The organism is Flavobacterium album, assembly GCF_003096035.1.
In the GTDB taxonomy this organism is placed as follows: Bacteria; Bacteroidota; Bacteroidia; order Flavobacteriales; family Flavobacteriaceae; genus Flavobacterium; species Flavobacterium album.
The window spans coordinates 2068126-2092096 of sequence record NZ_CP029186.1 but is presented as its reverse complement, the minus strand read 5'-3'; the positions used below and the strand labels follow the sequence as shown (position 1 = coordinate 2092096).

Sequence of the window (23971 nt, the reverse complement as noted above, 5' to 3'; positions counted from 1 at the left end):
AGCGAAGGACGGGAACGAGGACGGCAAAAAAGCCCAAGCCCTTCCGCTACAAAAAAACACTAACAATAATAGTACTTATTTGAAGTCGTATGAGCAGTACCAATAGTCGGGAAAAAACCTTATTTTTACTTCTCTAATCAACTACTGTGGATAAGCACAAAGCCTTTAAGACCGCACTCCATGAGAAAGACGGGATCGACCAGCCCGAGAGCGTCAGCCGCACGGCCATTGAGCATGTTACGCAACTGCGGAAAAAGCAGCCCTCGGCAGATGAGCTCGTGGCCCGCATCCTGAAAGGCGACAAGACGGCCCTGAGCCGCGCCATCACGCTGGTGGAAAGCACCAACCCGGCGCACCTGGAAAAGGCCAACGATGTGATAGCGCAATGCCTGCCCCATGCGGATAAGTCGGTGCGGATAGGGATCACCGGGGTGCCCGGTGTGGGGAAGAGTACCTTTATAGAGGCTTTCGGGAAGCACCTTACCTCGCTCGGGCGAAAGGTGGCGGTACTGGCAGTGGACCCGAGCAGTTCGCTTTCGCATGGCAGCATATTGGGCGACAAGACCCGTATGGAGGAGCTGGTAAAAGATGCCAATGCCTATATACGCCCATCGGCTTCGGGGGAAACACTGGGCGGTGTGGCACGTAAGACACGGGAGGCGATCATCCTGTGCGAGGCCTGCGGGTTTGACACAATAGTCATAGAGACTGTTGGCGTAGGCCAAAGCGAAACCGCGGTACACAGTATGGTGGATTTCTTTTTGCTGCTGCAAATTGCCGGTGCGGGCGATGAGCTTCAGGGTATCAAGCGCGGTATCATGGAGATGGCCGACCTAATCGTGATCAACAAAGCAGATGGCGATAATATAAAAAGTGCAAGGCTGGCAAAGACGGAGTTCAACCGGGCGTTGCATTTATTCCCTGCGAAAAGCTCCGGATGGCAGCCCACGGTGACCACCTGCAGCGCGATAAGCCATGAGGGCATTGCCGAGGTTTGGCAAACCATCAATAAATATTTCGAACTGGTAAAAGGGAATGAGTTTTTTGGCCTCCGCCGAAGCGAACAAAACAGCTACTGGCTCACGGAAACCATTAATGAGCAGCTGCTCGGAAGGTTTTATCACGACCCGGCTATTGCGGGATTATTGGAACAAAGCAAAAAAGCGGTGCAGGATAACGCGGTGTCGCCTTTTGCTGCGGCGAAGGTTCTTTTAGAAAAGTATTTCAGATTGTAGAAATAATTTCAGATTTCAGATCGTAGATTTCAGATTCCACTCAAACCCTTAAATAGCAACTATTTTTAGAGCAGAGTGTAGCTCAATCTGAAATCTACGATCTGAAATCTGAAATCCCTATTGTTTCTCATAACGCTCCATTTCCCTATCATAGAACTCACCGGCGGCAACGATAAGGCCTTCCATTTCCTGGTTAAGCTCGTTCTCATCAAGGTCTTCGGGCTCTTCGAGGAACTCTACCTCATCGTCTTTCAGGTTGATGATAAAGCGTGGATAATCCAGGTGGATGATGAAGATATCTTCAGGGAAATCGGTGTTATCGGCAAGTACGAATTTTGGCAGTTCCATATTATTTTGTTTCAGGTTTCAGGTTTAAAGTTTCAGGTTCGCGTTGGTTCCTGATATGTTTGTTCGTTAAATAGTTAAAGCGAAGATACAAAAATAATGCAGCAGCTGTAAGTCCAGCGAGCAATCCTATCCAGATGCCGGTTCCCTTTAGCGGCGTATGCAGTCCGAGGTAGAACGATATTGGGAACCCAATGACCCAGTAAGCTATAAATGTTATGATCGTTGGTATCTTTACATCCTGTATGCCCCGCAGCGCGCCAAGCACCACCACCTGTATGCCGTCGGAGATCTGGAATACGGCAGCCACCAGTATGAGGGTTGAGGCGATGCTTATCACTTCGGTATTATCGGTCAGCTGGATCGTATTCTCCATATTCAGGAAAAGGTGCGGCAGGAAATCATGGAGCGCCACGAAAAGCAATCCAAATATGGTTTCTACAATAATAACCAGCAGGAATACCGACCGCGCCACCGTACGCAAATTCACATAATCCCCCTGCCCTTTATTATTGCCCACACGCACCATAGCCGCAACGCTGAGCCCCATGGCAAACATGAAAGTCATCGATGCCATACTGAGGGCGATCTGGTTGGCGGCCTGGTTGTTCTTCCCCAGAAAACCCGAAAGCCATACTGCGGTGGTAAACAAGGCTACCTCAAACAGCATCTGCATGGACGATGGCAGGCCGAGTGCCACGATCTTCCGGAGCATGGATTTCTTTATTTCGCTAAAGCTAAAGTTGTGGAAATACTGTTTCAGCTTTTCGTTTCGCGACAGCAGGTAATGCATATAGATAACCATGGCAGTACGCGATACGACAGTACCCAGCGCCGCTCCCATAATGCCCAGCCTCGGGAAGAACCAGATACCATATATAAGGAAGTAGTTAATTACCACGTGCAGCACATTGGAGAATATAGCGGCATACATATCGTACTTGGTAAGCGACATACCATCGGCGAATTGCTTGTACCCCTGGAAGATAACAACGGGAATCAGCGAAAAGCCCACCCAGTCGATATACGGCGATGCGAGGGCGATAACTTCTGCAGGCTGGTTCATAAGGTACATCAGCGGTTTGGCCAGCGTTACCACCCCAAAGAGGAACAACCCCAAAACCGTACACAACAGCAGTCCGTGATGGAATGCCGAGCGGACGGTAGCATGGTTTTTTGCTCCGTCGCCCTGCGCCACTATGGGCGTGATGGCTGTTGAAAAGCCAATCCCCACCGACATTGCGATAAACACAATGCTGTTGCCCAGCGAAACTGCCGCCAGCTCGGTGCTCCCCAACCTGCCGACCATGATGTTATCGACTACCGTAATGAGCGTGTGCCCAAGCATACCCACAATAACGGGATAGGCCAGTGTAATGTTTGCCCTGAATTCTTTTGTATATGCAGAAAAGCCCACTTTAATTTTTTTGCAAAGGTAGGCCGAATGTTTACAACAGGAAACCGATAAAAGCTAAAAACTTATAAATCATCAATTTAAAAACTATTCCTGTTAATTTTATTATTTCATTACCATTTAATTAACGAAATATTGGAATTATTAGTAAAAGTATTACGGTAATTTTACCTCACTAACGAAAACAAAGAGAAGATCATGAAAAAGCTAATGAATTTTAAGGGACTGCTGTTATCGGGTATGATGATGCTTGGCATGACAGCCTTTGCGCAGGATGGCGCTTCAACAACTGAAAATTACGACCAGGGATTCCGTTTGGGCTTCGGGCTTAATGGAGGTGTAACTACCGGTGATTATTTTAATTTTGCCCTTGGCGGCGACGTAAGGCTGCAGTACGACCTTTCGCAAAGGACATCACTAACCCTGACAACAGGTTACACACACTTATTTGGCGAGGATAATGTGCCTGACCTTGGCTATATCCCTGCAAAAGCCGGCTTTAAGGCCTTTGTGTGGGGTGACCGTTTCTATGTGTTGGGTGAAGCCGGTGCAGGTTTTGCCGTAACCAATGACTATAATGAAACAACCTTCCTGTGGGCTCCCGGCATTGGATATGCTAATGATGTGATCGACCTTAGCCTAAGGTATGAAGGTGCCAATGATTTCAAGACCGACCAGGTTGCGCTTCGTATTGCCTATGGCTTTAAGCTGTAATAAATTGGTACCCGACAGGAACAATTAAAAATACGCCTAAGAACAAAAACTGACTCTGTTAAAAACCTGCATTTTATAGTGCAGGTTTTTTAAATTTGTGGTATATCCAATGTACCATGAAGTTATTCATCATCGACTGGAGCAGGGAAGCCACAACCCCATTGCTTGATTACTGCAAAAGCACCCCGCATACTATTGCCGGGCACGAACTCGTTGATGGCGCTGAGGCCTACCGCAAAACAGCACTTTGCAAACCCGATGCTATAATCGTGAATTATGCCACGAAGCCGTCGCATGGGCGTTTAACTGCCGGGCACATCTTTAAGCGCAAAATTACCTCCGGGATTCCTATCTATTTTATCGGCGGCGCCGAAGATGATAACGAGAAGGTAGAGCACATGGGTATCTGCCTTTCGGAAGAAGAGCTGCACGAACTCTTGGATTGACCATTTTATTGATTATTTTCTATTTTTTATTGCCGTTTGGCATCGCATATTAATTACTGATCAATAATTGGGAATTTGTAGATATAAATAGTCAATTACAATTGAATCAATTTATTGGCATAACTTGTATGCACGCAAATTAAATTTTATTTCACGCAAAGGCGCCAAGACGCAAAGTTGAGACCCCTAAACATTGCAATGCAATGCTTTGCGGCTTTTAACCGCATTAATCCCGCATGAGTCTTGGCGGCTTTGCGGCTTTGCGTGAAAATAAAAACAGATACATGGATAATGACATTTTTATAGATTTGACTATATCATTAGGAATGAGTGAGCATTAATAATCAATCTTTCTCGTTCCTGAGTTCCTTTTTATAGAGCGAAATATTTTCCAGCACCTCTTCGTTCACTTCGGGTTCTTTGATATCGTCGTATTTTTTGAGGGAATCGAAGATAGTTTTGGCAACAAGGTAGCGTGCGGTTTCCTTATCATCGGCAGGGATAATGTACCAGGGGGCATGCTTTTTTGATGTCGCGTTGATGGCTTCCTCATAATATTTCTGGTAATCATGCCAATGCTCACGCTCTTCGAGGTCGCCCGGGTTAAATTTCCAGTTATGTTCCGGCTTGTCCAGCCTTCGCAGCAAGCGTTCTTTCTGCTCTTTTTTGCTTAAATGGAGAAAGAATTTGAATACAAAAACCCCATTCTGGCTTATATGCTTCTCAAAATTATTGATCTGCTCAAAGCGCTGCTCCCAAAGGTTTTCCGGGATATCTTCCACAGTGTTGATACCGGGAAGGTTTTCTTTCAGGATAAATTCGGGGTGCACCCTGGTGATCAGCACGTTCTCATAATGGGAACGGTTGAATACGGCGAACTTTCCTTTTTCAGGAAGCGCGATATAGTGCCGCCACAAATAGTCGTGTTCCAGCTCTGACGATGTGGGCGTCTTAAAGCTGTACACATTCACACCCCGCGCATTGAAGTTCTTGAATACTTCGCGGATCAGGCTGTCCTTGCCGGAGGTGTCCATGCCCTGCAGGCACACCAGCACACTGTAGTGGTTATTGGCATACATCTTATCCTGCAGCTTGCCAAGGTCTTTCCTTGTTTCCTTAAGGGTTTTGTGAACCGACCTTTCCGAAGCACCGTGCTCAAGGCGGGTCGGTGCAAGGCTGATGTCGAATTTGCCCGTTATCTTAAAATCATCGGTATTTATGTTCCTCATACAGGAAATGGATTATCTTTATATAAATATAAGATTTAAAAGAATACCACGTTTACAGGCAAAACATAAGATTATGCAAAAATTTCAGTTGGAGCTGCTGTTCCATATTATTGGAATCGGTTCGGCATCGGGACTTTTTTTTGACGGCAGCTCGCTCTTTATGATCTCTGACAACAGCCACCTGCTGTACGAATACCAACTTAAAGATAAAACACTTCAAAAAACACGGCTTGTCTCTAAAGAATACTCCGGCCCATTGGAAGACGTCCCGAAAGCGGACAAGGCCGACTATGAAGCCATTGCCGCAAAGGGAGACGACCTCTATCTCTTCGGTTCCGGATCGACCGAAAAGCGCAACAGCATTGGCCATATCAACAGGAAAACCAAGGAAGTTTTTCCACCTATAGATGCCACCGACCTCTACATGGTTATGCAAAACTTTGGTGAAATAACGCCGGAGAACTTTAATATAGAAGCTGCCGTAAATGCCGGTGATACGTGGTATGTATTCAACAGGGGAAATGGGCCATCGGGACAGAATGGTATTTTTACCCTTGAAGGCGATATTGCCGATACATCCTTCCAGATTATTTACAACGAAATAAAATTGCCTAAAATCAACGGCGCGCAGGCCAGCTTTACCGATGCCGTGAAGGTTGGCGAAAAGCTTTACTTTATCGCAGCCGCAGAAAAATCAGACTCTACATATCACGATGGTGAAATAGCGGGAACGCTCATCGGGCGTATTGATATTGAAACTATGGAACTGGAATTTACAGAGACCATTTCGCTAAAAAATAAATTTGAAGGCATTACTTTATATAAAGAAACAGGGAAAACGCTTGAGTTTCTGCTGTGTGAGGATACCGACAGCGATGCAGCGGCGAGTGATATTTATAAGTTAATAATAGAGAAATAATGGCCAGCCGCATAAAGTCCTCTCCCCGGCCCCTCTCCCAGGGAGAGGGGAGCAACGACGATGGGGTGCGCTCTTACTCTTTTCAAAAATTAAGTTTGAGTAAGCACGTACCGTCACCCTCTCCTTGGGAGAGGGCCGGGTAGAGGACAAAAAAACTTTTTTTTAATCTCCTCCCAACCTTTTACACCCTTTTGTAATCTATATACACAAAGAGACCAATTGTGATAGACGAAAAACTCATAACGGCTTGCAGGAAAATGCACCGGGACGCACAGCGGCAGGTGTACGAGCTTATGGCGCCCAAGCTGTACCATACCTGTAAAAGGTACCTGAAGAGCGAGGAAATGATAGAGGAAGCCATGGCCGATGCTTTCTTTACCATCTTCACCAAGCTCGACCAGCTCAAAGAAACAAAAGCATTCGAGGCCTGGGCGCGCAAAATTGCCGTGAACCAGTGCCTGCTGAGCCTGAAGAAAAATGTAAACTTTAATATTTATATTGAAGACATGGCACGTTCGTCAGAGCCTTCTATTGCGCAGTCGGCCGCGCTTGAGGAAGAAGACCTGCTGCACCTGCTCACCTATCTGCCGGAAGGCTGCCGAACCGTATTCAACCTTTTTGCCATTGAGGGGTATTCGCACAAGGAGATCGCCGTGATGCTGAACATCAGTGAGGGGACCTCCAAGTCGCAACTGAACGCCTCCCGTACCAAATTAAAAGAAATGGTGAACAATGTTTATTACCTAAATGAGAAGAGTCATGGAAAATCAAGATAAATTATACCAACAATTCAGGGAAGCTGCGGGCGAAGCGGAGACGAAGGGCTTCGACCGTATGGAAGCGCTCTGGGGCCGTGTCGAGGACAAACTCGATGCTGAAAAGCAGCGAAAGGCCGCAACCTGGTGGAAATATACCGGAATGGCCGCCATGTTGCTTATGTTTATTACAGTGGGAACATTTTTATACCGCAATGAGAAAGGCCCGTCTGTAGATCCTAATGGAATTCACGAGAACAATGTAACAGTAATTGACAGCCAGAAAATAAAGGAAACCTTTGAGCCAGCGAAAGAAAATGTGGTGGCAAAGGAAGCAGTAGTTGTGAATGAGTCTCCAACTATATTCCCTAAAAAAGTTATTGAGGGTGATTCGATATATTTTACATCTGTCAGTAAAAGAGCAAGAATTTGGAACCATTCAAAAACAGTAAACGAGAGCAGTCCAACTAACGCTGGTATACCAATGCTATCATCTGCAATTGGGTATTTTGAAGCCGATAAAGCAGAAAGAAAGGACAGCGATACTGAAACATCAAAAGAATATTTAGAGAAAGCAGCTATAGCAAACACTGACGGAACGATAACTTTCAAGGGAACGGTAACTGACAGCCAGGGCGTACCGGTGCCGGGTGTGATCGTGAAAGTTGAGGGGACTACTATCGCAACACAAACCGATTTTGATGGCAGGTACAGCATAAATGCCAAAGAAGGTGAAAAACTGATAGCTTCGTATGTGGGGATGCAAAACGGTTCTATCCTTGCCTACAAGGCGAATGCTAACAGGCCAATAAAGCTGTCTGAAAACACATCGCTCGAAGCCGTGACGCTTGAAGGGCCTAAAAAACAGGGCAGGCATGTGAGCAATGGGGCGATAACCGCAATTGCAATCGATACTACGGTAGTAGCGAACAGGGGGTTGCTCCCTTCGGTAAATGGTACAATAGCCGAGATCGATGAAGGAAAGGTTATGTCCCGTGAAAAAGCATCTACAGGAACAGCAGCACAGGGAAATAGTTTTGCCGCAGCAAAAGCGACATCAAAACAACAGCAAACTACTGCAGAGGATAAAACCAATGCGGACGTTATACAGTCATTACAGGGACAGGTCCCAGGATTGAATAGTACCCAACCGGCAGGCACAACACCTTTAATCATAAGGGGGCAAAGCTCTAACCTTCCTGCAGACCCGCTATATGTAATCGATGGAGTGCCGGTTAGCAGCGATGTCTTTAAAAACATCAATTCAGATGATATCGTGAGCATCACTGTATTGAAAGATACTTCGGCTACAGCCCTATACGGAAACCGGGGGGCTAATGGTGTTATCATCGTAAAAACGAAAAAGGGGCTTACCAAACGCGAGTTACGGAAACTTAAGCGGGAAGAGAAAAAGAAGACCCCCTAACCCCCGAAGGGGGAACCTCTAATCACCTAATAATTCAGGCAAAATTTCATTCCATAATAATTACACCCCAACATTCCCCCTTCGGGGGGGCAGGGGGCCTTTTAACTAAAGCCCGGCCCCGTGGGAGCCATAACCTACGGGGCTTTTTTAATTAATTTAGAATATTATGAAGCTAAAGAAAGAAGTAAAATACACTTCAGCAAAAATAAAGGATTCTGTTTTCAACTAACTCAAATCCCGAAAAGTCCTGTGGGAGCCATAACCCACGGGGCTTTTTAAAAAACTAATTATGAAAGCACTATTGATACTGACCTTCTCCCTGATGATCCTGCCGGTTTTCGCTCAGGAACGAACAGCGGAGGAACAATTCAGGAGAGACATGGAGAACCATACCGTGAAAATTTACATCCTTGGAGGGTTAATGGACAGGATACGTGACGGTGAAGCCGATTTCCAAAAGGACTATAATATTACATATTACAAATTTGGGTGCCTTGCCCCGCCTAACCTCAGTTTTTATTCGGATTATAACCTGCTGGTTTTTGAGTTCCTTCAAAAACGATATGGGAAAACATGGGAAGAAAAAATAAGGACGGACGTTATGGCCTGGGACAAATGGAAGCCGGAAACTACAGAATAGGTTTAGTTGTTTTTAAAAAATCCGGCCCTGAAAATTTCAGGGCCGGATTTGGTTTTTAGATGACTATTTTTAATTCTTCTTCTCGATCTCTCTTAAATTCTCCATCTTTTTCATTTCGAGGAAACCTTTAATATCTTCAAAATGTTCTTTTACCCTTTTGTGGCCGAATTCGAAAACTTTAGTCACCAGCCCGTCAAGGAAGTCCCTGTCGTGCGACACCAGTACCAGGGTACCGTCAAAGGCTTTAAGTGCATCCTTGATGATATCTTTGGTCTTCATATCAAGGTGGTTGGTAGGCTCATCCAGGATTAGCAGGTTTACCGGCTCGAGCAATAGTTTTATCATCGCAAGTCGTGTTCGCTCTCCTCCCGACAGAACTTTTACTTTCTTGGTCGTATCGTCCCCACTGAACATGAACGCACCCAGCAGGTTCTTTATCTGTGTACGGATATCCCCGACAGCGATCTGGTCGATGGTCTCGAACACGGTAAGGTTCTCATCGAGCATTGCTGCCTGGTTCTGGGCAAAGTAACCTATCTGTACGTTATGGCCTACTTCCATTTTGCCTTCAAAATCGATCTCGCCCATGATGGCCTTCACCATGGTGGATTTACCTTCACCGTTACGCCCTACGAACGCTACTTTCTGCCCGCGCTCAATTACCATCGAAGCATCTTTGAAAACCACATGGTCGCCATAGGACTTCGAAAGCTCATTTACCACAACAGGGTACTGCCCTGATCGCGGCGATGGCGGGAACTTCAGCTTCAGGGCTGATGTATCTACCTCATCAACCTCAACAAGTTCCAGCTTTTCAAGCATCTTCACGCGCGACTGCACCTGTAATGTTTTGGAGTACGTCCCTTTGAAACGCTCTATGAACTCCATGTTCTCAGCGATCATCTTCTGCTGCTCCTCATAAGCCTTTTGCTGGTGGGCACGGCGGTCTTTTCGCAGTTCAAGGTAATGGGAATATTTGGCCTTGTAATCGTATATACGGCCCATGGTAACTTCGATGGTCCTGGTCGTGATGTTATCTACAAAAGCCCTATCGTGGGATATGACCATAACGGCTTTTGCACTGTTGACAAGGAAGTCCTCGAGCCACTGTATACTCTCGATATCCATGTGGTTGGTCGGCTCATCGAGCAGGATCAGGTCGGGTTTTTGCAGCAGTATCTTTGCCAGCTCGATACGCATCCTCCAGCCACCGCTGAATTCGGATGTCGGGCGGTTAAAATCCTCGCGTTCAAAGCCCATACCCTTAAGTACTTTTTCTACTTCTGCTTCATAGTTCACTTCCTCTATGGCATAGAATTTTTCGCTAAGCTCGGATACTTTTTCAATGATCTTGTAATAGTCTTCCGATTCATAATCGGTACGCACGGTAAGCTCTTCATTCAGTGCATCTATTTCCGCCTTCATTTTGAAGATTTCGGCGAACGCCTTTGAGGTCTCCTCAAAGACCGTGGCATCATCGTGCGTAAGCAAATGCTGCGGCAGGTACGCAATTACTGTACCTTTTGGGGCCGATATATTTCCCGAAGACGGTTTGTTCTCCCCTGCAATGATCTTGAGGAGGGTTGATTTTCCCGCCCCATTCTTACCCATAAGGGCTATTTTATCGGTTTCATTTATCGAAAAGGAAACGTCGCTGAAGAGTGTGGTGCCGCCAAATTGTACCGAAAGCGAATCTATTGTGATCATTAGCTGTTTTTTTGAAGCCGCAAAGATAGCAGAATTAAGCAATTGAGCAATCGCGCCGAACACCCGCAACTCTTAAAGTTTTAGTATATTTGCACTTTAAATTCCAACGATGAAAAACAGCTGGGTAAGGTTTGGCCTGATATGGGGCGTTTTTATGGCATTGATAATGAATGTGGGGTTCCCTCTTTTTGACGGCACGGGCATTAACTGGTTAAAAGTTGGTGTAACCCTGCCTGTGTGGATCATCTTCGGGCTGATCTTCGGGTATGTTTCAAGGAAGAAAACACCAAAGAAACAATAGCATGAACAGGACTGCCCGTTTTGCACTACTATGGTTCGCGGTATTCTTTGTGTTGAATACTTTTATCGGCCCATTGGTAGGCATTAACGATGTGCCGGTAACGCCGGGCTACATTATAGGAAACATAATAATATGGGGAGGCGCTGCGGCAATTGTATATTTTATCCTGGAACGGAAACGTAAAAAGAATACCAAAGATGAAAAAATGGGTTAGATCGGGCCTTATTTTGGGAGGCATATTGTATGTGGTCACTATGATCCTGTTCCCGCTTATTGATCATGAAAGGTTTAATGTTACTAAAATCCTTTTAGGGATACCGCTCTGGATAGTAGTCGGGCTCACTATAGGTTACCTTTTCGATAATAAGAAAAAGAAAGCAAAACGGTAATCAGTCGCAGTTTATTTCTTTGTAATCTTCCGTTGCTTCATCATACTCCAGGCACTTTTTCTCAACAACCACCAGTTTGTTGTTCACCACTTTGTAAGTCGCATTCATAACGCTTGTATTCATACAGCAGGAATTGTGCTCATACACCAGCTTCTTCTCATAGTCAAATTCGAATGTCGTACCTTCAAAGCCACTGTTGAAGAATTTGCCCGTCTTTTTATCGAAGAGAAAATACAGGCTTGACGTATTTGCCCCTGCATAGCTTTGCTCAAAAACTGAAAAATCTTCTAGCCCGTCAAAGTTAAAGTCGCCTGCCTGAATGGCGTTTATCCCCACAACTGGCATTCTACGGGAATGCGCTGTACCAGCCTGTCAGTCCCTTTTTCATAAACATGCACGGCGGTAACCCTCGATGTCCAGTCGTCTTTCAGGCGCGTCAGCTCTTCCTTAAAGTAATATTTTGAAGTTGAAGCGGACATAAGCAGGAACCTGTTGTACCATTGTGACTCAGGTTCATCTTCAGACAGATCGAATTGCTTTTGGAGCCTGACTTCCAGCTGCTTGCCGTTTCCTTTCCAAACGCCATGAATTATATCAGCACGTGTATTAAAATACTGAAAACTGAAATTAGCTATGGTGTCTCCCGCCTTATTGGTCTCGAAAAGTGTAAGCGTTCGGTTTTTCAGCATCCCATTAATGGTAATAGGCGTGTCGTGTTTTGTATAGGCATAAAGGGCGTTCACAGGCCCGTCTGAATATACGTGTGTAACCAGCTCTATCGGGTATTTATCGATAGTGCCTTTATAAGCAGCCTGCCCATAAACGGAGCCGCAAACCATTATAAATAAAGCAATAACCTGTTTCATATCTTTTTGAGTATCCCTGAAAGCTTTTCCTTAAATAATGCACTATCATTTATAGCATTATGCCCTTCTCCGGGCAATGGTATCAAAACGGCACGATCGCCTGCCTTCTTTTTTAATTTCAGCGAATGCTCATAAGGTATCAGCTTGTCTTCCGTTCCATGAAAAATATACACTGGAGCGTTCACTTTTAAAATTTCGCTGCCGGTATTGAACTTGTAGCGCTTTACGAATTCAGGAATCAAAGGCACTTTTTCACCTGACAGCCCTGTTAAGCTGTAATAGGGTGCCTGGAGGATAAGCGCTTTTACTTTCTTTTTAGCAGCCAAATGCGTCGCCGGCCCAGTGCCTATGGAATAACCTGCAATAATAATGTTGCGCAGTTGATAATCCTTTTCCATATAAGCAAAGGCTTTTTCGATATCTTCATTAATCTGTGCCTCGCTTTCTATGGTGCCGCCGCTTTTTCCGTAGCCGCGGTAATCCAACATAAAGAGGTCGTAACCCGCCGATGTAAAATTTGCAGCAGCATCGCCCCAATCCTCAACACAGCCGCCGTTGCCATGCAGGTAAAAGACCAGCCCTTTGCTATCTTTAGCCCTGAACAAAATGCCGTGCAGCTTTACGTCGTCACTTACGGGAATATAGACTTCTTCGAAGGCATCCGAAAACGTGAATTTATACTCCTGCTCCAGGACCTGAGGATGGAAAAGCAATTTCTCCTGGAAAAAATACAACAGGAAAAGGGCAAGCAGGTACAATCCTGTACCGCATAGTAACAATCCTATGCCGAAACGGTATATTTTTTTCATTGGGAACGAAGATAAAAAATAGTTATTCCGCAGAAAAGATATATGCTCTAATTAACTTTTTTATCACCAGGATTTACAATCTCATACCATACAGATAGCACACCGTCATCATCAAACGAGCCAATGTATTCCAGGCCTGCTTTTTCAAGTACGGAGCGCGAACCGGCGTTGCCTGCATCGGCATAAGCATTGATCTTAGGCAGCTTCATCACATTAAAGCCATAGCTTATAAAAGCCTTTGCCGACTCCGTAGCGTATCCTTTGCCCCAGTGCTTTCGCATGAAGCGGTAGCCCAGGTCGTAATAATTCACATTGCCATTCAGTTGGTCCTTAGCAAGCTTGAGGCCTGCCCAGCCCAGGAACTCACCGGTTTCTTTCAGTATTACGGCCATGCGGCCAACACCATTGGTACGGTATTGCTCCCTGATCATTGCTATAGCTGTCCTGATCTCGTCCATAGACCGCACCGGCGTGTTGCCAAGGTAGCGGTGCACTTCGGGATCGGAGTCAAGTTCGAATAATGCTTCCTCATCTGAAGGCTCAAGTTCGCGGAAAAGTAAACGTTGTGATTCAAAGGTTTCAGGCATGGGATGTAGTATTTGATGATTAAAATTAGGATTATTATAAATAAAAACGGGCGGCATAAGCCACCCGTTTTTGGTCAACTTATATATATTGTTTTATTGCTTCACCACCTTGATGGTTTTAGAGGCTTCATCGCTCATCACTTTCACAAGGTAGGTACCTGCAGAAAGCTGTGACAGGTCAAGCTGTACCTCATTTTGGTTCACCGGTTTCGCAATCACCTTCTGTCCTACGACACTATACACTTCGATAGCTGAAATGTTCTTATCATACGAAAGTGTAAGCACATCCTTTACAGGGTTAGGGTGGTAACGGAACGAAGCCGCATTGAATTCAGCATTGCCCAGTGTAATATCAACCGTAACAGCAAAAGGTGCGCTTTCGCAACCGTCGTTTGTTTGGGTAGCATAATAAGTCCCATCCATTATTACTGTGCCGGCAGCCAATGCATTTTCGCTAGCTACGGCATTATCCTCAGTGGCATACCATTTTACTGTACCTGTAGCCGTTACTACAATATCTTCAATAGTGGCATCCTCAGCCCCATCAACAGCAATTTCCTGTGTAGCATTGCCGGTTGGCGCATCCGGACCGGCAGGGGCATCATTTACAACAAAGCCCGCTGCAAAGCTTTCGCAACCCTGCGCATTCTGAACAGATATACTGTGTGTGCCCGGCATTACACCATCGAATGTAGGCGAAGCCTGGAATGCGCCACCATCTAAGTTATAGGTAAGGCCTGCTCCAAGCGGCGTGGTAACAACAATGCTGCCGAAAGGCGCAGAACATGTAGGCTGGAATATATCTGCCTGCGGTGCGTCAGGTATTGCCGGTGCATTATTAATCACAACAGTCGTTGAGGCTGTACAGCCGGACGCATTTTTCGCAGTGATCACATAAGTGCCCGGTGCCAGGTTAGTGAATGAAGCCGATGACTGAAAACCTGCACCGTTCGCATCGTAAGTATATCCTGCACCTACAGGTGAAGTTACTGTAATAGTGCCTGTAGGTTCGGCACATGTAGGTTGTACAGCAGTAAATGTCGGTACTTCAGCGGTTGTGATCGTTACCGTAACAGCTGTCCTGGTAGTGCTTTCGCAGCCACCCGCAGGCGTAACAGAGGCATAATAGGTAGTCCCTGTCGCCAGCGCTGTTGTTGAAGACAGTGCTGTACCGCCGGTAGCAGTGCCGTACCATGATATCACAGAGCCTGTAGCCTGTAGGTCGGCAACTGTAGCCCCCTGACAGAATGTTTGTGCAGCATCGGCAACCGGAGCTGCCGTGTTACATGTTACCGTAAGTACACCACTTATGTTTGTTACCCCATCCCAGGTACCACCGCCTGTCGGTGTATACCCACCGTAAGTATATGGCCCGTCATTAAGCTTGAAGCGGCTTGCGTAATAATATGTTCCCGGAGCAAGCCCCGCGCCTATTACAGCCATGTATTCGTCATTGTTGCCAGCCTGTACATTGAAGGTAGCAGGCACCCATGTTGTCCATGTACTTGGATTGGTATTGCTGCCGGCTGGGCTGATTCCTATCCATGCCGAAATACCGGCACCGGCACCCGGAGCTTCGGTAAGGCCGCCCTCCCACGCCTGGGCGTAAGCGGTATCCGATCCGCCTGCTGCGAATGTCATTGTAGCCGGCCACTGAAGGTTTACATAATCAAGTGTTTCTATTACAGGCGCCTGAACGTTAAGCAGGTAATCCTCAGCCTGTCCGTAGCCGCTGTTCACATCGCCGCAAGGGTCTGTATATTGTGTCCCGCCAAAATCGTCATACCACTGCTTAACTACCCTCATACGGGTAAGGCCGGTCATGGCATCGGCAGGGATTGTGATATTCCCTGTCAGCTCTACATCATCTTCACCATCAGAAAATTCGATATATCCCATCTCAAAGCCTTCTGCTGCTTCAAAAGTACCGTTATGGTTGAAATCGATGTGTACTTTAAAGTAATCCTGGTACCCGTCAAAAAATTCGTCAACGGTATTTCCTTTTAATATTATTGGATAGGTTTGCCCCTGTGTCACAACCCCCGGTGTAAGTGAAGTAAAGTCTTCCAATTCAGGTGTTCCGTCAGGCTCGGCAGACGTGGCATTATTAATACCTGCAAAGTTTACCAGTGTTATTGGTTCTACTCCGTCACCAAAGCCGATCAGACAGTAACAAGGCCCTCCTGTAGATGCTACCTGTACCGCTGAGCTTGTGGTGGTATCGCCTCCTGCACTACAGGTTATCTGAGCCCTGTACCAGGTAGTTGCAGCCTGTGTCGTAGTATAGGTCGCAGCAGTGCCTCCTGTTGGAACGTTGCTGAAATCGGTTCCGTTGGCAGAAGATTGCCATTGGTAGTTCAGCCCTGTATTAGCATATCCCGGCGCTAAAGACAGCACCACGCTTTGTGTAGCACATGTCATGGTTGCCGAAGCTACTGCCGAAGCAGCCGCAGGGGTACCATTGCATGCGGTAGGCGTAGACTGAGTAACCTGCACCTGGTCGAAATACACATAAAAGTCATTATCCGTGTCGCCAATTTGGGCTAAAACCCGTATGTATACATTGCTCCCCGCCGGTGGGATAAAGGTAACCGTTTTGGTCACGCAGTTAAGCGATTCTACGTGGTTGGTCGGGTCCATTGTTTGTAAAAGGTTCCATGGACCGGCAGCCGAAAGGGCGTAATACACACGTAATGAGCCCCAGTTACCTGCATTCTGCGTGGCATCATCCGGGAAGTTATCGTAGTTAAGAAGCTTGTAGCGGTAGTTGAAAGTAACCACACCGCCATTTGAAGTACCTATACTTGGCGATAGCAATTCGGCACTTGGCGTGCTATCGTAAAGATTCACCCTCAATGCGCCATTTCCCATACACGGCTCGTCTGTTGTGTGATAAAATTCATCACTGTCCCAGTTGGCCATACCGTTATTGAAGGCCGCATTGTAGGCAATCTGCCCCACCGCATCATTTGAAAATATGACCGTGCTGCAAATGAGCAAGCCATAATAAAGCAATCGTAATTTTGTTTTCATATCTATTTTTTTTAAGGTCTTAAATTTAACAAAATATTTTATCTAAATGTTAAATCCTAAACATTGAACATGTATAAAAGCTATTTTTAACATTTTTATAACATCCTGATTACTTGGCGGGATCTGTTTAAACATAATTCATAAATTGCCGATTACACTCCCCTTAATGCAAACGGGCAGCATAAAGCTGCCCGTTCGAGGTTTATATTTAATTTGTCTTTATTGTTTCACAACCTTAATTGTTTTATAAGCGGTATCGCCCATAACTTTTACCATGTATGTACCGGCAGCAAGCTGTGACATATCCAGCTGCGCTTCGTTTTGGTTTACCGATTTCACAATAACTTTCTGTCCTACGATATTATACACTTCAATGGCTGAAATGTTTTTAGCATAAGAGATTGCAAGCACATCTTTCACCGGGTTCGGATGATAACGGAATGCGGAAGTATTGAATTCATCATTGCCCAACGTGATATCAACTGTGACTGCAAAAGGAGCGCTTTCGCAGCCATCGATTGTCTGCGTTGCATAATAAGTGCCAGAAACTATTACCGTTTCCGGCGCTATTGCATCTTCACCTGCTTCAGCATCTTCTTCGTTATCATACCAGTTCACGCTTCCTGTAGCCGTTATTTCGATATCTTCGATAGTTGCATCATCAGCTGAAGCTACTTCGATTTCCTGTTCAGCTTCACCTGACGGAGCTTCAGAAACCGTTATATGAACCATGATTCCTGTACGCGCCATACTTTCGCAGCCATCTATAACCTGAGCAGCATAGTACGTAGTATTATCAGCAAGCGCGGTATCATCCGCAAGCATACTTCCACCTGTCTGGGTACCATACCACATTATTTCCCCATCGCCGTCTATCTCGAGGTCGTCAAGGCCTGCGGCATTACAGAATGTCTGCATTGTCTCGTCAGCTGTTGGCGCAGGTGTTACAGTGATATCCACCGTCACCGGAGTCCTGGCAACACTCTCACAGCCACCCGCAGTTGCAGAGGCGTAATAGGTAGTGCCATCGGCAATCATCGTAGTTGCAGGAAGCGCAGTTCCGCCTGTAGCAGCGCCGTACCATGTTATAGAAGTACCTGTAACATCAATATCGGCGATGGTGCTTCCCTGGCAAAGCGTTTGTGCAGCAGCTGCTGTAGGTGCGGGAGTAGCACAGGTTACCGTAAGTATACCGCTTATGTTTGTTGTACCATCCCAATAGCCACCACCTGTAGGGGTATAACCCCCATAAGTATACGGGCCACCGTTAAGCTGGAAACGGCTTGCATAATAGTATGTACCCGGCGCTAAGCCTGTTCCTATTGTAGCCATATATTCGTCATTGTTTCCTGCCTGCGTGTTGAAAGTAGCAGGCACCCATGTTGTCCATGTATTTGGATTGGTGTTGCTGCCCACCGGGCTGATGCCTATCCATGCTGTAATGCCGGCACCTGCGCCGGGGGCTTCAGTTACGCCGCCTTCCCATGCCTGCGCATAAGCAGTATCCGATCCGCCCGCTGCAAACGTCATTGTAGCAGGCCACTGAAGGTTAACATAATCAAGTGTCTCTGTTGAGGGAGCTGCAACATGAACCAGGTAATCTTCTACCTGGCCATAGCCAAATTCGCCATCGACGCCACAAGCTGTATCAGGGAAATGGTTATATAGTTTGAAAACCCTCATGTAAGTATTTCCCGGAAGTGCTCCCGCAGGCACTGCAATATCGCCTGTAATTTGTACCCCGTCTTCACCATCAGAAAAAATGAGGTAGTCAATATCATATCTTTCACTGTCATCCTCAAAATCGCCATCCTGGTTCCAGTCGAAGAAAGCAGTGATATACGTTTCATAACCAGCATCACCATCAGGATCGTTCGTATTACCTTCTAATGTAATTTGGTACGTTTCGCCCGGAGTAACCTCTGCCAGAGCAAGGCTTGTAAAGTCCTCAACACCCGGGGTGCCATTAATGGCCGCAGAAGTAGTATTGTCTATACCTGCAAATACTACGTGTGTGATAGGCTCGATATCATCTGTGAAAGCAACATCACACAGGCATGGCATGCCGCTGTTGATGACATGTACCGGAGTACTGGTAACCGGGCTGCCACCCCCAGAGCACGTTATGGTAGCGCGGTACCACATAGAAGCAGCCTGTGTTGTAGCATAAGCAGCCGATGTACCTCCTGTCGGAACGTTAGAATAAGAAACACCGTCTGCGGAAGACTGCCATTGGTAAATAAGGCCTGAAGCAGCATAGGCAGGAGCTAACGACAGGTTTACCGTACCGCCGTTACAAAGCGCAGGCTGGTCGGCTACAGCAGCAGAAGCGGCAGGCGTACCTGTACATGCTTCCTGTACCTGCACTACCGAAATATTATCGATGTTGATAAGTACATCGATATAATCGTTAGGAGTTCCGGAGATCCTTAAATACACCGGGCCAACGGGCGGCGTGAATGTTACCGTTTTCACAGCACAATCATCCGACTCTACGTGGTTGGACGGGTCGATCGTCTGCAGGTTCGTCCATGGCCCCGAAGGTGATGAAGCGTACTCTATGCTGAATTCTCCCCAGTCTGGTGTATTGGTAACCCCTTCAAAGGTATTCCAATCGATCAGCGAATAAGAGTACGTTAGCGTAGCCTGCAAGCCGTTAGAGTTGCCTAACGATGGTGATATGGTAACAGGCGCAGTATAATCCCCAAAGTCGGGATCACTGTATATTTCGCCAGTGAGGGCATTTTCGCCTGTACACGGGAAGAAATAAAATGCAAAGAAATCGTCGTCAGACCATCCGCCCTCGTCTATCTCAAAGTCCTGTGAATAGTTTATCTGCGCATAGGTTTTATTGCTAAATCCAAAAATGCAACAGACCAAAATACTAAAGTAAAGTAATCGTAATCTTGTTTTCATAATAATTTTTTTTGGTTATTAGAAATAAATTTAACAATTATTTTAATCAAAAATGTTAAAACAGTTACATTAACACTTTTAAACCGTTAATTTAACTTTTCTATAACAATTGAAAACCATTTTGTTGAAACACAGTGCAGTATAGCGGAATTTTTATTTTGAAAACGTTGTACGCGTGAGGGACAGTAGCGGCATCCCCCGCTTTTTTCGGCGGGGATACAGCGGATGGCCCGACGGCGGAGGCACGGAGCCGGCACGCCCAAAAAAACAATCGAAACCTGCAAATAAAATACTCTTTCCCTGCACTTTACCACGACATCATTATTGTTTTAACTAAAACATTTTACTTTTTAAAATAAATAAAAAAATCTTAGAAAAAACTTTTACGAAAACGTTTGAAATCTATACTTTTGCCACACAAACAACAAACAAACTATCTCTCAGATGAACAACAATGTTTTATATGAAAAGGAACTTTCCTTCCAGGCCGACAGGCGCAGGGCAGGCGTTGAATTCATAAAGATCGTCAGCGACCTGTGGTATGACAAATCCATCGAACTTGTGCTTTTCCGCAACCAGCTTATCGACCGCAGCGTAAGCGACATCATGAACCTGCACGAGTACGCAGGCGAATTTGTACAAAAGCCTATCAATGTGTTCGACAGCGTTGAGATAGCCCGTGCCATCGAAGCCCTTGACCTCCCTCCTTCCCGTATCGACATTGGCAAACTTACTTACGAGTACCATCTTGAAGACGACAAATACAACGACGCCACCGCTTTCGTAATCGACAAGCTAAAAGGTGCCCGCACTTTCGGCAACATCCAGCCAAAAGACGTAGTGCTTTACGGTTTCGGACGCATCGGAAGGCTATTGGCCCGTGAGATGATGTCGAAAATTGGCAAAGGCAACCAGCTTCGCCTTCGTGCTATCGTGGTGCGCGATAAGAACGATGCTGTCCTTCTTGAGAAGCGCGCTTCCCTACTACGCCACGACTCTATCCACGGTGACTTTGAAGGCTCTGTGAGCGCCGACTTCGAGACCGGCTCGCTGATCATCAACGGGACTACCGTGCACATCATCAGCGCTGCACAGCCTGAGGATATCGACTATACAAAATACGGCATCCACAATGCCCTGCTTATAGACAACACCGGCGCCTTCACTACCGAAGAAGCCCTTCGCCGCCACCTGTCTTCCAACGGTATCGAGAAAGTGCTCCTTACCGCTCCCGGCAAAGGCGTTCCGAATATCGTGTACGGCGTAAACCACAACGAGCACAGCCCGGAGGAGGTGGATATCTACTCGGCGGCATCGTGCACCACCAACGCGATCACTCCTATATTAAAAGCTGTTGAAGACACCCTTGGCGTGGTGAAAGGCCACCTGGAAACCATCCATGCCTACACCAACGACCAGAACCTGGTAGACAACATGCACAAGAAATACCGCCGCGGCCGTGCTGCCGGCCTTAACATGGTGATCACCGAAACAGGTGCCGGAAGCGCCGTTGCCAAAGCCCTGCCGTCATTGGCCGGAAAGCTTACCAGCAACGCCATCCGCGTACCGGTGCCAAACGGTTCGCTCGTGGTGCTTAACCTTGAGGTGGAGCGCCCTACGACCGTTGCCGAGATCAACGAGATCATGAAGCACTACGCCCTCGAAGGCGAGCTTGTAGAGCAGATCAAATACAGCATGAACAACGAGCTGGTATCTTCCGACATCGTGGGCACCGCCCAGCCTGCCATCTACGACAGCAACGCTACCATCGTGAGCGCCGACGGCAAGAACATCGTGCTTTACGTTTGGTACGACAACGAATACGGCTACAGCCACCAGGTAATCCGCCTGGCAAAATACATAGCTAAAGTAAGGCGATATACTTACTATTAATAGCTACCTAAACCAACCTTTTCTTCATAATTGGAAAATCCGCACTCATAATGGGTGCGGATTTTTTTTGTAAAACGAAATGTCATATTGAGCAGCCTGTCCCGAGCGGAGACGAGGGGGAGTCGAAATAGGTATTTCGTTTATTTTTTGTAGCGGAAGGGCTTGGGCATTTTTTGGAAGCGTCTTTCCCGCCCTCCGCTGTATTTCCCTCCGCAAGCTACGGGAGGATGCCGCTGCGGTCAGGGCTAAGGGGGGATGGTAGTTTTTAAATCAATTATTTCACGTCATTATTTATGCAATTCACGACAAAATGTATAGACAAAGTATAGATTTTAACTTAAAATAAAATTATTATATAATTTTTTAACATATTTTTCATAATTTCATATAAATTTTAATTATGAATAAAAACATATTACTTATTGAGCCTAATTACAAAAACAAGTACCCTCCAATTGGGTTGATGAAAATCTCAACATATCATAAAACACTAGGTGACAATGTAAAATTTTTTAAAGGAAACATAAATGAATTAATAAATCAGGAGAAACTAAATGCTTGCTTAGATGAACTGAAAAAAAAGTTTACTACTTATGATTGGGATAGTAATGAAGTATTAATTTATAAATATTTGAAAAATAAGAGAAAGGAAGATCTACAGAAAGTTTTAAAATTTATTAATGATTCGAACAAAAATCAAATTATCGATACTTTTAAATATTATGCGTATAAATATAAACCATATCATTATGACAGAATTTATGTCACTACACTTTTTACTTTTTATTGGTCAATAACAATAAAAACTATTCAACAAATTTCGAAGTTAACGCAGAGTATAGATAATGTAAAGGTAGGTGGAGTAATGGCTTCGTTATTAACCGATGAAATTGAACATGAAACAGGCATTAAACCATTTACTGGTTTATTAGATAAACCTAAAATGCTAGATCCTGATAATAATTTAATTGTTGATGATCTCGATCTAGATTATTCCATATTAGATGAAATTGAATATAAATATCCGACTGGTAGTGCATATTTTACTTTTATGACAAAAGGCTGCACAAGAAAATGTGCATTTTGTTCCGTACCGATTTTAGAGCCAATATATAAAGATAAAGTCTCATCTATCCAAAAGTTTGAAAATATTGCAACAGTATATGGCGAGCAAAGAAATCTGTTATTAATGGATAATAATGTCTTAGCATCACCAAAATTCCCTGAGATAATTACAGAAATAAAAAGCATGGGGTTTTATCGAGGAGCAAAATATACAGAGCCTAATCAACTTGATATTGCAATAAAAAACTTAAAAAAAGGATTTAATGATAAAGGTTTCATTAACAGAAGTCATGAAATTATATTAGATTTTCTATCCCACAGTAAAGGTGAGCTTAAAAATGAAATTGAAAATCTTCTTACCACCTATAACCTTCAAATTAAGAATAAAATCACGAAACAAGATATTTTAAATGCTTATAAAGAATTGCAGCCCCTATATGAGAGATATCGGAAGAAAAGTAAAGTTGAAAGATATGTAGATTTCAATCAAGGTATCGACGCAAGGTATGTGACTGATGAAAACATGAGATTATTAAGCGAAATAAATGTCAGGCCCTTAAGAATTGCATTTGATTTTATTGGAATGGATAAGCAATACATTGCAGCAGTTGAACTTGCTGCAAAATATGGTATTATTAATTTGTCAAACTATCTCCTTTACAATTTTAAGGATAAACCTCAAGATCTCTATCTCCGAATGAAAATTAATGTTGATTTGAACAAAAAATATAATTTGAAGATATTTTCTTTCCCTATGAAATATATTCCCTTATTTGGAGAAGATGCTAAAGACAGGAAATATATATCTAAACATTGGAATAGAAAATATATCAGAGCTGTTCAAAGCATGCTAAATGTTACTAAAGGTATTGTTGCTCCCGGATTTGAATTTTTCGAGATGGCTTTTGGAAAAGATTTAAAAGAATTTAATGAATTATTATATATGCCAGAAGATTTAATCATTTATAGAAATAAATTCAAGGATGCAGGTGTTACCGAAGAATGGAGAACAACATTCTATAATTTAAGTGAGCTTGAATTAGCCGAAGCAAAAAAAATTATTGAAAAGAATGATTTTAGTAATATTCAAAATAAAACAGATAACCCAAATATTTACAAGCTATTACGATTTTATAATACCAATGTAGGTGACAAAGGCATTATAGATTTCAAAGCCGCTAAACTTAGAAAAGAGTTTAATAAATTATTCAAAAATGATCCGTTCTTAAATCTTACGATGACTTACGATTTTGATGAACCCCTAATTAATAAAGCTATTTAG

22 protein-coding genes are annotated in these 23971 nt (G+C 44.8%); 12 read left to right on the top strand and 10 right to left on the bottom strand.

Annotated features, from left to right (window positions below; all coding sequences use genetic code 11):
- Positions 1 to 146: 146 nt before the first annotated feature.
- Positions 147 to 1235 (top strand): methylmalonyl Co-A mutase-associated GTPase MeaB, encoded by a 1089-nt coding sequence (gene meaB / locus HYN59_RS09225; RefSeq protein WP_108777991.1) that lies wholly within the window; start codon positions 147 to 149, stop codon positions 1233 to 1235.
- A 117-nt stretch (positions 1236 to 1352) separates the two neighbouring features.
- Here meaB and HYN59_RS09220 read toward each other — a convergent pair whose 3' ends face one another.
- Together HYN59_RS09220 and HYN59_RS09215 are read right to left on the bottom strand one after the other, a co-directional pair.
- A complete protein-coding gene (locus tag HYN59_RS09220; protein ID WP_108777990.1) occupies positions 1353 to 1583 on the bottom strand; it encodes a hypothetical protein in 231 nt (76 codons plus the stop codon).
- 1 nt (position 1584) lies between these two features.
- Positions 1585 to 2997 (bottom strand): MATE family efflux transporter, encoded by a 1413-nt coding sequence (locus HYN59_RS09215; RefSeq protein ID WP_108777989.1) that lies wholly within the window; start codon positions 2995 to 2997, stop codon positions 1585 to 1587.
- 195 nt (positions 2998 to 3192) lie between these two features.
- Here HYN59_RS09215 and HYN59_RS09210 point away from each other — a divergent pair, with 195 nt between their 5' ends.
- On the top strand, positions 3193 to 3708 hold the full coding sequence (locus HYN59_RS09210; RefSeq protein WP_108777988.1) for a hypothetical protein: 516 nt from the start codon (positions 3193 to 3195) through the stop codon (positions 3706 to 3708).
- Between the two features lie 116 nt (positions 3709 to 3824).
- Positions 3825 to 4154 (top strand): hypothetical protein, encoded by a 330-nt coding sequence (locus HYN59_RS09205; protein ID WP_108777987.1) that lies wholly within the window; start codon positions 3825 to 3827, stop codon positions 4152 to 4154.
- A 344-nt stretch (positions 4155 to 4498) separates the two neighbouring features.
- Here HYN59_RS09205 and HYN59_RS09200 read toward each other — a convergent pair whose 3' ends face one another.
- Positions 4499 to 5383 carry a PPK2 family polyphosphate kinase gene (locus HYN59_RS09200; protein WP_108777986.1) on the bottom strand — a complete coding sequence of 295 codons (885 nt, stop codon included), beginning with the start codon at positions 5381 to 5383 and terminating at the stop codon, positions 4499 to 4501.
- A gap of 73 nt (positions 5384 to 5456) precedes the next feature.
- On the opposite strand from HYN59_RS09200, the gene HYN59_RS09195 reads away from it, so the two are divergent.
- The 4 genes from HYN59_RS09195 to HYN59_RS09180 all read left to right on the top strand — a co-directional run bounded on the left by HYN59_RS09195 (position 5457) and on the right by HYN59_RS09180 (position 9123).
- Positions 5457 to 6302: a DUF6929 family protein gene (locus HYN59_RS09195; RefSeq protein WP_108779693.1), complete on the top strand. Its 846-nt coding sequence runs from the start codon at positions 5457 to 5459 to the stop codon at positions 6300 to 6302.
- A gap of 257 nt (positions 6303 to 6559) precedes the next feature.
- Entirely contained in the window at positions 6560 to 7078 is a 519-nt protein-coding gene (locus tag HYN59_RS09190; protein WP_108779692.1) for an RNA polymerase sigma factor, read from the top strand.
- Positions 7062 to 8483, top strand: a complete 1422-nt coding sequence (locus tag HYN59_RS09185; protein ID WP_181369409.1) for a TonB-dependent receptor plug domain-containing protein — start codon at positions 7062 to 7064, stop codon at positions 8481 to 8483. The genes HYN59_RS09190 and HYN59_RS09185 overlap by 17 nt, the downstream gene beginning before the upstream one ends.
- Positions 8484 to 8772: 289 nt before the next feature.
- The gene (locus HYN59_RS09180; RefSeq protein WP_108777984.1) at positions 8773 to 9123 is read left to right on the top strand and encodes an FEKKY domain-containing protein; all 351 of its coding nucleotides are present in this window, start codon (positions 8773 to 8775) and stop codon (positions 9121 to 9123) included.
- Between the two features lie 69 nt (positions 9124 to 9192).
- On the opposite strand, the gene HYN59_RS09175 is transcribed toward HYN59_RS09180, so the two are convergent.
- Positions 9193 to 10830, bottom strand: a complete 1638-nt coding sequence (locus HYN59_RS09175) for an ABC-F family ATP-binding cassette domain-containing protein (protein WP_108777983.1) — start codon at positions 10828 to 10830, stop codon at positions 9193 to 9195.
- A 109-nt stretch (positions 10831 to 10939) separates the two neighbouring features.
- Between HYN59_RS09175 and HYN59_RS09170 the strand changes: the two genes are divergently transcribed.
- From HYN59_RS09170 to HYN59_RS09165, 3 genes are read left to right on the top strand one after another with little or no spacing between them, the layout of a single operon-like run.
- Positions 10940 to 11131 carry a hypothetical protein gene (locus tag HYN59_RS09170; protein WP_108777982.1) on the top strand — a complete coding sequence of 64 codons (192 nt, stop codon included), beginning with the start codon at positions 10940 to 10942 and terminating at the stop codon, positions 11129 to 11131.
- Position 11132: 1 nt separating this feature from the next.
- On the top strand, positions 11133 to 11345 hold the full coding sequence (locus HYN59_RS17960) for a hypothetical protein (RefSeq protein ID WP_146185903.1): 213 nt from the start codon (positions 11133 to 11135) through the stop codon (positions 11343 to 11345).
- Positions 11329 to 11520, top strand: coding sequence for a hypothetical protein (locus HYN59_RS09165; protein WP_108777981.1), 192 nt, complete (start codon positions 11329 to 11331; stop codon positions 11518 to 11520). Before HYN59_RS17960 ends, HYN59_RS09165 begins: the two co-directional genes overlap by 17 nt.
- Here the strand turns inward: HYN59_RS09165 and HYN59_RS09160 are convergent, their stop codons facing one another.
- The 6 genes from HYN59_RS09160 to HYN59_RS09135 all read right to left on the bottom strand — a co-directional run bounded on the left by HYN59_RS09160 (position 11521) and on the right by HYN59_RS09135 (position 19731).
- A complete protein-coding gene (locus HYN59_RS09160) occupies positions 11521 to 11865 on the bottom strand; it encodes an XAC2610-related protein (RefSeq protein ID WP_108777980.1) in 345 nt (114 codons plus the stop codon).
- On the bottom strand, positions 11847 to 12386 hold the full coding sequence (locus HYN59_RS09155; RefSeq protein WP_108777979.1) for a hypothetical protein: 540 nt from the start codon (positions 12384 to 12386) through the stop codon (positions 11847 to 11849). Before HYN59_RS09155 ends, HYN59_RS09160 begins: the two co-directional genes overlap by 19 nt.
- Positions 12383 to 13195, bottom strand: a complete 813-nt coding sequence (locus HYN59_RS09150) for an alpha/beta hydrolase (protein WP_108777978.1) — start codon at positions 13193 to 13195, stop codon at positions 12383 to 12385. The genes HYN59_RS09155 and HYN59_RS09150 overlap by 4 nt, the downstream gene beginning before the upstream one ends.
- A 47-nt stretch (positions 13196 to 13242) precedes the next feature.
- Positions 13243 to 13782: a GNAT family N-acetyltransferase gene (locus HYN59_RS09145; RefSeq protein WP_108777977.1), complete on the bottom strand. Its 540-nt coding sequence runs from the start codon at positions 13780 to 13782 to the stop codon at positions 13243 to 13245.
- 93 nt (positions 13783 to 13875) lie between these two features.
- Positions 13876 to 16815, bottom strand: coding sequence for a T9SS type A sorting domain-containing protein (locus tag HYN59_RS09140; protein WP_108777976.1), 2940 nt, complete (start codon positions 16813 to 16815; stop codon positions 13876 to 13878).
- Positions 16816 to 17034: 219 nt separating this feature from the next.
- Entirely contained in the window at positions 17035 to 19731 is a 2697-nt protein-coding gene (locus HYN59_RS09135) for a T9SS type A sorting domain-containing protein (protein ID WP_108777975.1), read from the bottom strand.
- A gap of 444 nt (positions 19732 to 20175) precedes the next feature.
- Between HYN59_RS09135 and HYN59_RS09130 the strand changes: the two genes are divergently transcribed.
- Positions 20176 to 21624 (top strand): glyceraldehyde-3-phosphate dehydrogenase, encoded by a 1449-nt coding sequence (locus HYN59_RS09130; protein ID WP_108777974.1) that lies wholly within the window; start codon positions 20176 to 20178, stop codon positions 21622 to 21624.
- A gap of 400 nt (positions 21625 to 22024) precedes the next feature.
- Positions 22025 to 23971, top strand: coding sequence for a radical SAM protein (locus tag HYN59_RS09125; protein ID WP_108777973.1), 1947 nt, complete (start codon positions 22025 to 22027; stop codon positions 23969 to 23971).

What these genes read in the sequence shown, in the direction of transcription:
- HYN59_RS09220 (WP_108777990.1), bottom strand. Translation starts at nt 1,583, where the DNA reads ATGGAACTGCCAAAATTCGTACTTGCCGATAACACCGATTTCCCTGAA.
- HYN59_RS09210 (WP_108777988.1), top strand. Translation starts at nt 3,193, where the DNA reads ATGAAAAAGCTAATGAATTTTAAGGGACTGCTGTTATCGGGTATGATG.
- HYN59_RS09205 (WP_108777987.1), top strand. Translation starts at nt 3,825, where the DNA reads ATGAAGTTATTCATCATCGACTGGAGCAGGGAAGCCACAACCCCATTG.
- HYN59_RS09200 (WP_108777986.1), bottom strand. Translation starts at nt 5,383, where the DNA reads ATGAGGAACATAAATACCGATGATTTTAAGATAACGGGCAAATTCGAC.
- HYN59_RS09195 (WP_108779693.1), top strand. Translation starts at nt 5,457, where the DNA reads ATGCAAAAATTTCAGTTGGAGCTGCTGTTCCATATTATTGGAATCGGT.
- HYN59_RS09190 (WP_108779692.1), top strand. Translation starts at nt 6,560, where the DNA reads ATGCACCGGGACGCACAGCGGCAGGTGTACGAGCTTATGGCGCCCAAG.
- HYN59_RS09185 (WP_181369409.1), top strand. Translation starts at nt 7,062, where the DNA reads ATGGAAAATCAAGATAAATTATACCAACAATTCAGGGAAGCTGCGGGC.
- HYN59_RS09180 (WP_108777984.1), top strand. Translation starts at nt 8,773, where the DNA reads ATGAAAGCACTATTGATACTGACCTTCTCCCTGATGATCCTGCCGGTT.
- HYN59_RS09175 (WP_108777983.1), bottom strand. Translation starts at nt 10,830, where the DNA reads ATGATCACAATAGATTCGCTTTCGGTACAATTTGGCGGCACCACACTC.
- HYN59_RS09170 (WP_108777982.1), top strand. Translation starts at nt 10,940, where the DNA reads ATGAAAAACAGCTGGGTAAGGTTTGGCCTGATATGGGGCGTTTTTATG.
- HYN59_RS17960 (WP_146185903.1), top strand. Translation starts at nt 11,133, where the DNA reads ATGAACAGGACTGCCCGTTTTGCACTACTATGGTTCGCGGTATTCTTT.
- HYN59_RS09165 (WP_108777981.1), top strand. Translation starts at nt 11,329, where the DNA reads ATGAAAAAATGGGTTAGATCGGGCCTTATTTTGGGAGGCATATTGTAT.
- HYN59_RS09160 (WP_108777980.1), bottom strand. Translation starts at nt 11,865, where the DNA reads ATGCCAGTTGTGGGGATAAACGCCATTCAGGCAGGCGACTTTAACTTT.
- HYN59_RS09155 (WP_108777979.1), bottom strand. Translation starts at nt 12,386, where the DNA reads ATGAAACAGGTTATTGCTTTATTTATAATGGTTTGCGGCTCCGTTTAT.
- HYN59_RS09150 (WP_108777978.1), bottom strand. Translation starts at nt 13,195, where the DNA reads ATGAAAAAAATATACCGTTTCGGCATAGGATTGTTACTATGCGGTACA.
- HYN59_RS09145 (WP_108777977.1), bottom strand. Translation starts at nt 13,782, where the DNA reads ATGCCTGAAACCTTTGAATCACAACGTTTACTTTTCCGCGAACTTGAG.
- HYN59_RS09140 (WP_108777976.1), bottom strand. Translation starts at nt 16,815, where the DNA reads ATGAAAACAAAATTACGATTGCTTTATTATGGCTTGCTCATTTGCAGC.
- HYN59_RS09135 (WP_108777975.1), bottom strand. Translation starts at nt 19,731, where the DNA reads ATGAAAACAAGATTACGATTACTTTACTTTAGTATTTTGGTCTGTTGC.
- HYN59_RS09130 (WP_108777974.1), top strand. Translation starts at nt 20,176, where the DNA reads ATGAACAACAATGTTTTATATGAAAAGGAACTTTCCTTCCAGGCCGAC.
- HYN59_RS09125 (WP_108777973.1), top strand. Translation starts at nt 22,025, where the DNA reads ATGAATAAAAACATATTACTTATTGAGCCTAATTACAAAAACAAGTAC.